The sequence below is a fragment of the [Flexibacter] sp. ATCC 35208 genome, assembly GCF_001975825.1.
Classification (GTDB): domain Bacteria; phylum Bacteroidota; class Bacteroidia; order Chitinophagales; family Chitinophagaceae; genus Chitinophaga.
Genome location: NZ_MTKN01000107.1, coordinates 1 through 11,711, shown reverse-complemented (window position 1 = coordinate 11,711; position 11,711 = coordinate 1). Strand labels below are relative to the sequence as shown.

8 protein-coding genes are annotated in these 11,711 nt (G+C 44.3%); 6 read left to right on the top strand and 2 right to left on the bottom strand.

Annotated features, from left to right (window positions below; genetic code table 11):
• Positions 1–495 (top strand): gliding motility-associated C-terminal domain-containing protein (locus BW716_RS33200; RefSeq protein ID WP_179091381.1); only part of this gene is annotated, 495 nt, incomplete at its 5' end.
• A gap of 132 nt (positions 496–627) precedes the next feature.
• Here the strand turns inward: BW716_RS33200 and serA are convergent.
• Positions 628–1,866 carry a phosphoglycerate dehydrogenase gene (serA, locus tag BW716_RS33195; protein ID WP_083730360.1) on the bottom strand — a complete coding sequence of 413 codons (1,239 nt, stop codon included), beginning with the start codon at positions 1,864–1,866 and terminating at the stop codon, positions 628–630.
• 295 nt (positions 1,867–2,161) lie between these two features.
• On the opposite strand from serA, the gene BW716_RS33190 reads away from it, so the two are divergent.
• Positions 2,162–3,361, top strand: coding sequence for a serine hydrolase (locus BW716_RS33190; protein ID WP_083730359.1), 1,200 nt, complete (start codon positions 2,162–2,164; stop codon positions 3,359–3,361).
• Positions 3,362–3,457: 96 nt separating this feature from the next.
• Here the strand turns inward: BW716_RS33190 and BW716_RS33185 are convergent, their stop codons facing one another.
• Positions 3,458–4,441 carry a cation diffusion facilitator family transporter gene (locus BW716_RS33185; RefSeq protein WP_083730358.1) on the bottom strand — a complete coding sequence of 328 codons (984 nt, stop codon included), beginning with the start codon at positions 4,439–4,441 and terminating at the stop codon, positions 3,458–3,460.
• Positions 4,442–4,582: 141 nt separating this feature from the next.
• On the opposite strand from BW716_RS33185, the gene BW716_RS33180 reads away from it, so the two are divergent.
• Genes BW716_RS33180 through BW716_RS33165 form a run of 4 tightly spaced genes read left to right on the top strand, consistent with a single transcriptional unit; the run spans position 4,583 to position 11,533 of the window.
• On the top strand, positions 4,583–7,921 hold the full coding sequence (locus BW716_RS33180; protein ID WP_083730357.1) for a SusC/RagA family TonB-linked outer membrane protein: 3,339 nt from the start codon (positions 4,583–4,585) through the stop codon (positions 7,919–7,921).
• A gap of 19 nt (positions 7,922–7,940) precedes the next feature.
• Positions 7,941–9,377, top strand: a complete 1,437-nt coding sequence (locus BW716_RS33175) for a RagB/SusD family nutrient uptake outer membrane protein (protein WP_083730356.1) — start codon at positions 7,941–7,943, stop codon at positions 9,375–9,377.
• Positions 9,378–9,397: 20 nt separating this feature from the next.
• Positions 9,398–10,225, top strand: a complete 828-nt coding sequence (locus BW716_RS33170) for a putative zinc-binding metallopeptidase (protein ID WP_083730355.1) — start codon at positions 9,398–9,400, stop codon at positions 10,223–10,225.
• A gap of 12 nt (positions 10,226–10,237) precedes the next feature.
• Positions 10,238–11,533 (top strand): DUF4302 domain-containing protein, encoded by a 1,296-nt coding sequence (locus BW716_RS33165; RefSeq protein ID WP_083730354.1) that lies wholly within the window; start codon positions 10,238–10,240, stop codon positions 11,531–11,533.
• The last annotated feature ends 178 nt before the right edge of the window (positions 11,534–11,711 follow it).

The following is an 11,711-nucleotide window of genomic DNA, read 5'->3' as shown; positions in this document are numbered from 1 at the left end:
ATCGGAGATATTTCTCTGGGTAATGATACCACCATCTGTATCGGTCAGACACTGACACTGAGTGTAGATGCCGGTACCGGCAACAGCATCAAGTGGCAGGATGGCGCTACTACTTCAACGTATGTAGTGACTACGACCGGATACTATACTGTGACTGTTTATAATGATTGCGGTACCGTAACCGATGATATCACGGTAACTTATAAAGCTTGTGAGGGTAAACCAGACTTCCCGAATGCGTTCACACCGAACGGCGACGGAAACAATGATACCTTCAAACCACATGTAACCGGAACGATGTATGACTACGATCTGCGTATCTACAACCGTTGGGGTGAACAGATCTTCATCAGTAAAGATTCCAAGACCGGATGGGATGGTCGATACAAAGGAACACTGGTGGATGTAGGAACTTATGTGTGGATGCTGAGCTATAAGAAGATACTGGGTGGACCATCAAATGTGGTGAAAGGCGAAGTGACCGTAATAAGATAAGAGAAGTGTAAAGTAGAAATAAAATAGGCTTTAAGGCGTCCCGGGATACCCACCGGGGCGCCTTCCTTGTTTAAGCAAAAAAAAATACCCCGCAGCAGGCTGCGGGGTATTTTACCATATTTATTACTCCAATTAATAAAGCAATCTGGCCTTAATTGTATTCTTCACATCACGCAGCAATACAAACGCTTCTTTGGATAACCCACTATCCACATCCAATACAACGTAACCAACCGTATCATTCGTTTTCAAATACTGCCCCAGGATATTAATCTTATTCTGAGAAAGCACAGTATTGATTTCAGATAACACCCCCGGAACATTCTGGTGAATATGCAAAATACGATGTGTATGATCTACTTCCGGAACGCTCATCGCCGGAATAGTATGAGAACCGAAGCTCGCACCTTTCTCGAGGTAATTCAGCATTTTACTGCTAACATCCAGACCAATATTGTGCTGCGCTTCTTCAGTGCTACCACCGATGTGAGGCGTGAGGATCACATTGCTCAGTTTCTGCAGCGGTGTAGAAAATGCAGCACCGTTTTTTTCAGGTTCTACCGGGAATACGTCGATGGCAGCACCACTCAGGCGTTTTTCCAGCAGGGCATCTCTCAGTGCTTCCAGGTCTACCACTTCACCACGTGCATAGTTGATGAAGATAGCTCCCGGTTTTGCATGGCTAAGCACCTCGGCCGTGATCATATTATTGGTCGTCTTGGTAGACGGTACATGCAGGGAGATTATATCTGACTGCGCAAACAGCTCATCCAGGGAGCGGATTTGTACCGCATTACCCAATGGTAGTTTGGTTTCCACATCATAGTAAAGTACGTTCATACCCATTGCCTCAGCGAGTACGCTCACCTGGCTACCGATATTACCATAACCTACTATACCCAGGCTTTTACCTCTCAGTTCGAAGCTGCCTTTGGCTTCTTTCATCCAGGTACCTTCATGCGCAGCGGCATTTTTGTCCGGAATACGGCGGATGAGCATAATGGACAGACCAATTACAAGCTCAGCCACAGAACGGGTATTGGAATAAGGTGCATTGAAAACGGCTACCCCAAACTCACGGGCACTTTTCAGGTCTACCTGGTTGGTACCTATACAAAAACAACCGATGCCCTGCAGTTTATGAGCTGCCTCCAGTACCTTGCGTGTCACCTGCGTCTTTGAGCGGATGCCCAGCAGATGCACGTCTTTTACCTCACGAATCAGATCTTCTTCGCTCAGCGCTCCCGATAACCTTTTTACATTGGTATAACCAGCTGATGTAAATTGTGCCGCGGCGGCATCGCTGATGTTTTCCAACAATAAAATATTGATCTTCTCCTTCGGATAACTAGTCAACTTTTGCTGATCCATGATTCTATTTTATATGTTACCAACTGCAAAACAATTGGCTTAATGTTTGTTATTACGGCAAACAAAGCACAAACCTAAAAGATGTTGCGCAAAAATCAAATAGCAGTCGCTTCAAATTTGATTTCGTCAAAATTAAGCCAGTTTTTGGGCTTTATTTTGCCATTTTCGGGGTATAAATCTTAAAATACCTTTAAAATGACCAATTTGGTATTGAAATTTTTGCCCAACTTAGCTTTAGGTCCTAATTTTAAGGCTTTTACGAAATATTTGTCACAGATCGACTCTTAACAGCAGAATGAAAGCAGCTTTTATTGCACTAACTATCTCCGGGTTTACGTTATACGCTGTTACCGCTTGTCAAAGCAATGCGGCGTATAATAAGGATAGAAAATCGAGAACAAAGGATACTACGCAGATTGAGATCACTGATGAGGCGAGAGCAGCTGTACTCAATTCCCCCCGCACCAAGGTGCAACAACAGGAATTGGAAACTTTTTACAATACTAATTTATTGCGCTCCGGCTTCAATGGATCTATGATTGTAGCCAAGAAAGGGGTGATTATCTTCGAGAAATATCATGGCCTGGAGAACTTTAGAACGAAAAACTCCCTCATCGGGGAGAGTTCTTCGTTCCAGATGGCCTCTGTGTCCAAGACATTTACCGGGATGGCTACGTTATACCTGGCAGAACAGCAGAAGCTGAGCCTGGAAGATACCCTCCAGAAGTTCTTCCCCGGTTTTCCATATAAGGGAATTACTGTCCGTATGTTATTGTCCCACAGGAGCGGGTTACCAAATTACCTGTATTTCTGTGACAGCATCTGGCCGGATAAGAAGCGGTTTATGACCAATGACGATGTGATCCGCCTGATGGAACAACATAAACCAAAGATTCAGCACCTCCCTGATACGCATTTCCAATATTGTAATACCAATTTTATGCTCCTGGCATCCATCATTGAAAAGGTAACCGGGCAGAAATATGCGGATTTCTTACAAAAGACCTTCTTTGACCCACTGGGCATGAATAATACGTTTGTATATGATCCGGCTACCCCTGTAAGGGCACACCAGACCATCAGTCATAAATACAATGGGCAGGCAGAACCCGATACCAATTTTGATGGTGTGGTAGGTGATAAAGGGATATATAGCACCGCCCAGGATATGCTGAAATGGGATCAGGGGTTATATAACGGCAAGCTGTTTACGCCGGAATGGTTGAAAATCGCATATACTCCTTATAGCCATGAGAAACCGGGTGTACGGAATTATGGATTGGGATGGAGATTGATGGTGTACCCCGATAGTTCTGAAATTGTATATCACAATGGCTGGTGGCACGGGAATAATACGGTGTTTTACAGGATTGTGAAAGATACGTCTACGATTATTATATTAGGGAATAAGTATAATAGGAATATATACCATGCTGTGAAACCAGTAGCTGCGATTTTAGGAGCAGGTGATGGTGAGACGGAAGGAGAAGAATAGTACAAAATTAATAACGCAAAAAAAAAGCTTATGCCGAAAGGCATAAGCTTTTTTTTGCGGAGCTGGTCTGGCGTATTACCTGACCAGCTCCCAGTTTTATTCTTCTCCGTGTTTTCTATTCGGTAATACATTTTCCCTCGTCCATGGTATTGTACCCGTAAATTCATGCTGCCTCACCGCGCATTTCGCCATATGGCAATAATGACAACAGGAGCCAATACAGGGATCTGTATGTATAAAGAACTCTACTTCTCCTGATGTAAATGCATTATTAACCAGGTTTTCTATCGCTTTCAATTCCTCGTGCGAATCGTTTAATAATAAATAATACGGTAGGGTCAAATGGCAATCAATATGATAATTATTCCCATACTGCTGTACCCGCATATTATGTATATCAATCCACTTGTCTCTGCGGTGCTCTTCTAAGATCCGGATCACCTTATCCACCATCTGCATATCCGTTTCATCCATCAGACCGGAAATGGATTGACGCAGCAACCGGTAGCCCTGGCGCAAAATAAGAGACCCCATCAATGCAGACGCCAGCGGATCTATCCAGACCCATCCCGTAAAGTGAATGATCAATAACGCAACGACCAGTCCGGCACTGCTATACACATCCGTCATGATATGAGACCCATTACCGGTAATGGTGAGAGACGACAGCTGCTTCCCTTCGCGTAACAAATAAGCGCCTAACATAAGATTCCCCAAAGCCGTACCCCCAATGATCCAGAGACCCTTGTCTATACTTTCCAGCGGACTGGGAATAAAGAAAAACTGAGCAGCTTTAAAGAGGATCAAACAACCCGCTATAAAAATCATGGCCCCTTCAAACCCGATGGAGAAGAATTCCACCTTACCATGGCCGTAGGGGTGGTTTTCATCTTTCGGCTTGCTGGTCAGGTAAATACTGTAACAGGCAAAGGCGCCGGCTACCACATTGATAATGGATTCGAGGGCGTCTGACAATATCGCTACTGAGTGCGTAAGGAACCAGGCAAGGAACTTGGTTCCAGTAAGTATAAAACTTACGATCAGGGAGATCAATATGACACGTAATTCTTTTCTCTGCAAAACACTATTAATTGATCCACAAAGAAAAGAAATTTTCCGTAAGTTTAGTGTAAGTGAGTGTTAGTTAAAAGATAACAAAACTTAACTGTAGCAAAATAAAGATGTAACTGTAGTAATAGTCCCCCAACCAAAATCGTAATTATGCTGAATTTCAACCCAAAGTCTGCATGGCTATGCCTGCTATTGTGCAGCATATGCATGAATCCTGTGCATGCATTTCAACAACCCGCTGATATAGTCATTACCGGTGTGGTCCGGCTACTCGACAAGAATGGAGTGACTGCCGCCGCCCCGGGCGTCAGTGTAATAGAGCAAGGCACAAAGAATGGTACCATGACCGGCCCTGATGGAACCTACAAACTAAAAGTAAAGACGGGGGCCACCGTCGTCTTTTCCATGGTAGGGTATAAATCGATCACCCGTGCTGCTCAATCGGTCATCAATCCAACACTGGAAGAAGACGTGAGTAACCTGGGCGAAGTAGTGGTCACCGGTTACCAGACCATTGACAGAAAACTCTTCACAGGTGCGGCCACTGCTGTGAAAGCATCGGACGTAAGGCTTGCCGGTATTGCGGATGTAAGCCGTATGCTGGAAGGCCAGGTGGCCGGTGTGAGTATCCAAAACGTATCTGGTACATTCGGTGCCGCACCCAAAATCCGCATTCGTGGTGCTACCAGTATCACTGGTGATAATAAACCCCTGTGGGTGGTGGATGGTGTAGTGCTGGAAGATGTGATCAATGTAAGCAACGAACAACTCTCCACCGGGAACCCCTCTACCCTACTCGGCTCTTCTGTGGCGGGTTTGAACTCGGACGATATTGAGAGTTTCCAGATATTAAAAGACGCTGCCGCCACCGCACTCTATGGAGCCAGAGCGATGAATGGCGTAATCGTGATCACGACCAAGAAAGGCCGTGTAGGCAAGCCGGTAGTCTCCTACACAGGTAACTTCTCTACTTATCTGAAACCTACCTATGATCAGTTTGACATCATGAATTCTGCTAACCAGATGTCCGTATATACAGAACTGGAACGCAAAGGTTGGCTGAACCACTCTGATGCCACCCGCGCGGAAAATGGCGGTGTATATACCAAAATGTACAACCTGATCGATACCTACGATGCAACAAAAGGACAGTTTGGGCTGGCAAATACTCCAGAAGCCCGCAAGGCATTTCTACAAAGATATGCCGGTGCCAATACGGACTGGTTCAATACACTATTTAAGAATTCATTGATGCAGGAACATTCCGTGAGCATCTCTTCCGGTACGGACCGGTCACAGCTCTATGTATCTACAAGTTTCCTGCAGGATGGTGGCTGGACCCCGGCTGATAAACTAAAACGCTTCACGGGAAATGTAAGAGCGAATTACAACTTCAATGACAAGGTCTCCTTCGGATTTATAACCCAGGGCGTAATTCGTGATCAACGGGTACCCGGTAGTCTGAACCGGAACAGTAACCCGGTAAGCGGGCAGTTTGACCGTGACTTCGACATCAACCCATACAGCTATGCGCTGAATACCAGTCGTACACTCACAGCGTACGATGAACAGGGGCACCTGGAATACTTTACCCGCAACTTCGCTCCTTTCAATATCCTCAACGAAATGGCAAACAATTACATTGATGTGAGCCAGCTGGATTTGAAATTACAGGGCGAGTTTTCTTATAAGATCCTGCCTAATCTGAAATACACTTTTCTTGGTAACATTCGCTATGTAAAAAGTAGCCAGGAACATAAGGTAAAAGAGAACTCCAATATGCCAATGGCGTACAGAGCTGCAGGCGATGCGACTATCAGGGATAGAAACAGATTCCTTTACAAAGATCCCGATAACCCCGATGCTGAAGCCATCGTCGTTTTACCCTATGGCGGTATCTATTCCACTGATGATGATTACCTCGTAAGTTATTATTATAGGAATACATTAGAATGGAGTAAAACCTGGAACAATACACATACCCTGAATCTGCTAGGCTCACAGGAGTTGCGCTATGCCAACAGACAGAACAAACAATTCGATGGATATGGTTACCAGTTTGACAAAGGCGGTGTGCCTTATATAGATCCAAACATTATCAAGCAGAATGTTGAGAATAATTTCAACTACTACAGCATGACGATGAACTACGATCGTTATTTGGCTTATCTCGCAAATGCTGCTTATTCTTACAAGGGTAAATATAATTTCAATGGAAGTGTACGCTATGATGGCTCAAATCTGCTAGGTGAATCCAGAACCGCAAGATGGCTGCCTACATGGAATGTGAGCGGATCATGGAACCTCGACACAGAAGATTTCATGCAATCACTGAATAATATAAACAGACTCACCCTGAGAGCCACTTATGGTCTGACCGGAAGTATGGGAAATGCAAGAAACTCAAGTGTCGTATTGCAAAACAGAAGTACGAACAGACCTTATCTATCTGAAGTAGAATCAGTCATTTATATACAAAGTTTAGAGAACTCCCAACTCACCTGGGAAAAGCAATATGAGACAAATGTGGGCATTGACCTGGGCATGTTTCAGGATAAATTAACCCTGACACTGGATGGATATTTAAGACAAGGATTTGATCTTATCGGCCCTATCCGTACCTCAGGTATTGGTGGCGAGGAAATCAAAATCGCGAACTATGGAGATATGCATTCCAAAGGAGTGGAAGCAACCATCGCTTATAAGATCCTTGATGACAGAGAATGGGGATTACGCACACAACTCACCCTTGGCTATAACAAAGGAAAGATCACCCGGTTGGACAATAACCCGATCATCTGGGACCTGGTCGTAGCTGAAGGCGGCGCCACACAAGGTCACCCTGTAAGGGGACTGTATTCCATTCCATTTGCAGGGCTGAACCCCAAAGACGGTACACCATTATTTATAAATGAAAATGGAGAGACCAGCAACAATGTATATTTACAAAGTGACAAGGTACAAAACCTCCATTATGACGGACCAGTAGATCCTACACTCACCGGTGGATGGTATAATACACTACGATATAAAAACTTCTCCCTCTCTACATTGGTTACTTATAGTACGGGAAATAAGATCCGCCTGAACCCCGGCTTCAAACAACAGTACTCCGATCTCGATGCCAGCTCTAATGACTTCATCAACAGATGGACATTACCGGGTGATGAAGCACGTACCAATGTACCCAGTATACTCGATAAATATGGGGAATCTCTACTGGATGGCGTGTATCCTTATAATAATTACAACTACTCTACTGTACGCGTAGCAGATGGTAGCTTTGTCCGTTTGAAGCAGGTATCCCTGACGTATGGTTTTAAACCAAAAGGATTCAACAACCTCTCTGTGAGCCTGGTAGCCAATAACCTCTGGCTCATATATTCTGACAAACGATTGAATGGACAGGACCCTGAATTCTTCAATGCAGGTGGTGTGGCATTGCCTATCCCTCGTCAGTTCACCCTTTCAGTAAAGGCCAGTCTGTAACCCTTTAAAACACGCATTCATGAAAAAGCATCATATCTTATTATTCATATTACTGGCAGGCAGCGGTTGTAAGAAATACCTGGAGCAGGCACCAGATCAGCGTACACAATTGAACAGTGTGGATAAAGTAGCTGAGCTGTTGGGTACGGCGTATCCGCAGGGAGACTATGCCACCTTTACAGAAGCCGCATCAGACAATGCTGCCGACAAAGGAACAGGCGGTACCGTATCGCTGGAGATCAATACCAACCCTTATTATTTCAGGGACGTCATTGATAAAACAGAGGGGTCTCCTACTTACTACTGGAACAATTGCTATAAAGCCATCGCGGCCTGTAACCAGGCATTACAGGCAATCGAAAATGCAGACAACCCGGCAGACTACAATGCACAAAAAGGCGAAGCACTGGTAGCTAGAGCGTATGCACATTTCATGCTCGTAACTCTCTTTTCCAAAGTATATGATGCTGCTACCGCAGCTCAGGACCCGGGCATTCCATATGTGACTACTCCTGAAAATGTAGTGATCAAACAATACGAGCGCAAGACGGTGGCTTATGTTTATGAGCAGATCGAAAAAGACCTGACTACCGGGTTACCGCTTATTAAAAATACCTCCTACACAATACCTAAGTATCACTTCACCACTTCGGCCGCGAATGCATTTGCGACACGCTTCTATTTATTCAAAAAGGATTATCAGAAAGTGCTCACCTATGCAGCGAATGTATTTCCCGGAGGCAATATCAAAAGTAACCTGCGCCAATGGGTAACGGTGTATCAAAACCTCACTGCTGCGGAAGCACTGGCTTTGTATACGAACGCTACCGAGCCTGCGAATCTGCTATTGGTAGAAGCTCCTTCTATATGGGCCCGCAATGTTGCGCAATACAGATACGGACTGCAAACGGATCTTGTATATAATTTATATCGGTATCCAAACGTGACCGGAGCTACCTGGGTACAACCACTCTACTATGTAGGCGATAATACTGACAACTGGGAGATCCTCAAGTTCAGAGAGCACTTTGTACGTTCCAGTGCCAACGCGGATATCGGGGTGCCTTATACCATCTTCCCACTCTTTACAGCAGAAGAAGTTTTATTCAACAGAGCAGAAGCGAACATCTATCTGGGTAATTACGATGCCGCCAAGCAGGACCTGAATGACTACGCCAGTATGCGTATCGATGGTTACAATACCAGTTACCGTATTACAAATACGAAGCTGACCAACTTTTATGGCACTACCGATGTAAAGACCGGCCTCATTTATACCCTGCTGGATTTTAAACAGGCAGAATTTATGCAGGAAGGCATGCGCTGGTTCGATATACTTCGGTATCACATTCCTGTATCCCATAGTGGTGAAACCCTGACTGGCGATGACCTCCGTAGATTGTTCCAGTTACCACAGGAAGTGAAGCTCTCCGGTATTGAACAAAATCCCCGTTAACCGCATTAAAAATTTTGAAAATGAAATACTTATCAATATTGCTGATCATGCTGCTGGTGGCCTGTTCCAAAAAGGAACCCCTGGATACAGACCTGCCGGGACTCGGTGGAGAGACCTGGGAAAAAGGGCCACTGGATTACTGGCTGGATTCCAATTTTGTCAATCCGTATAATATAGAAGTGAAATACCGGTTTGACCGATATGAATTGTCGTTGAACAAGGACCTTGTACCAGTTACTGAATCGCAGGTTGAACCTGTGATGACAACCATTGCAAAAACATGGATCGCTCCTTACATCGGTGAAGCAGGTGATGCTTTCTTTAAAACATATTGTCAGAAACAGTTCGTTCTGGTAGGTAGCCCGCAATACAATACCAACAACACCGTAACACTGGGTACTGCAGAAGGGGGCCGTAAAGTCGTACTCTTTGCGTTGAATGATTTCAGCCTTGATAATAAACCAGGTGTACGGGAAATGTTGCACACCATCCACCACGAGTTTGCACACATCCTGCATCAGACGATCATGTACCCTGTAGAATTCAAAACCATTTCTACAGGATATACCGGCAGCTGGAATGATTATACATTGGACGAAGCGCTGGCAAGAGGTTTTGTGACCCAGTATGCGCGTAGTGCACCAGATGAAGACTTTGTTGAAATGGTATCGACAATGCTGGTAGAAGGCAAAAGTGGTTTTGATGCCATCGTAGCCAGTGCGCCTGATGACGGCGCCGCCAAATTACGCCAGAAGGAAGAGATCGTGGTACGGTACTTCAAGGAAAGCTGGAATATTGACTTCTACAGTCTGCAGACAAGAACCCAGAACGCTATCAATAATCTTTAATACAGCTCAATCATGCGTACACATATATTATATATACTGATACTGGCATGCCTCCTGAGCTGCCGAAAAGATCAAACGACCTCTATCTTTGGTGAAACGCCCGATCAGCGACTGGAAAAAGCGCTGGCAGATTATAAAACAAGATTAACAGGTGCTGAATATGGATGGAAGACAGCCGTGTTTCCACCAGCCGGCGGCGGGTATAGTTTCTTCTTTACTTTCGATACCGCAGGCAGGGTGACCATGTATGGCGACGTCACGGAAGATGCTGCAGCTACTCCCGAAAACAGTACCTACCGTTTAAAAGCCATGCAACGCCCCTCCCTATTATTTGATACCTACACTTACCTGCACCTGCTGGCAGACCCCGATCCAAATGTATATGGTGGCGTCACCGGTCAGGGATATTCTGTAGATTTTGAATATTCCATTGACAGTGTATCGGCTGATACAATCAAACTCACGGGGATCACTTATAGTACCAAAATGATTTTGATAAAGGCGACAAAGGCAGAACACGATGCATATACCTCCGGCGCTTTTGGTAACCAGTTAGTAGATATTGAGAATAACGTTGCTGATTTCCCCTGGCAATATTTACAATTTACAGATGGTCGAAAATTGCAGGTGAGCATAAATACATTTACGAAAAACTTTACTTTAATCTATCTCGATGATGCAGGAAAGGTACAGCTGATCACAACCCCATTTTACTATACAACCAATGGTTTGTATTTGCAAACACCAATTACATATGGCAGCTATACCTTTAATGAGGTATTCTGGGATCCTGATAATCAGGTATTTTATGTAAAAATAAATGGCAACCGGGTAGATGTGCAGGTGGCTGATAATTCTATTATACCCATGCATCAGTTGATCGGTGTAAGTTTCACTTCTATCGTAGTCCCGCCGCAGGCAATTCCCGGATGGTCAGATGATTTTACAAATATGTGGAAGTCTATCGCGACGTCATTGAAGAGTGGAAATTATGGGTTGACATTGTATTATACGTACTTCACTTTTGACAAAGATGCAGGCGTTTTATACCTGGATGTATATGTGATTCAGAATAACCGGCTGTACCTGGCTGAGTTCCCATATACTTATACCAAAACCACAACAGGGGTATTTGACTTTACAGGACAGACATATTCAGGCAATGCGGCATTGATAGATACAGATATGGCGCCATTACTTGATCACCTTGAAAACGATCATTTCACCATGGACTTTTATCAGGGAACGTTGGGACAGTTGAAAAGCGTAGAGGATACGGGATTCTATTTTACCGGATATCTGGAATAGAGGGGAAAAAATGAAACTCCTTAGAACTGCATAAATGCAAATTATGTATCCGAATTAAAAGAGGGTGCATCATAAGTTAGATACACCCTCTTTTAATTCGGATATAAGAATGGAGCCAGATCCCATTTTATGCGTTTCTCAGGAGTTTTATTTATTTATGAGTTCTTATGTTTGAAAA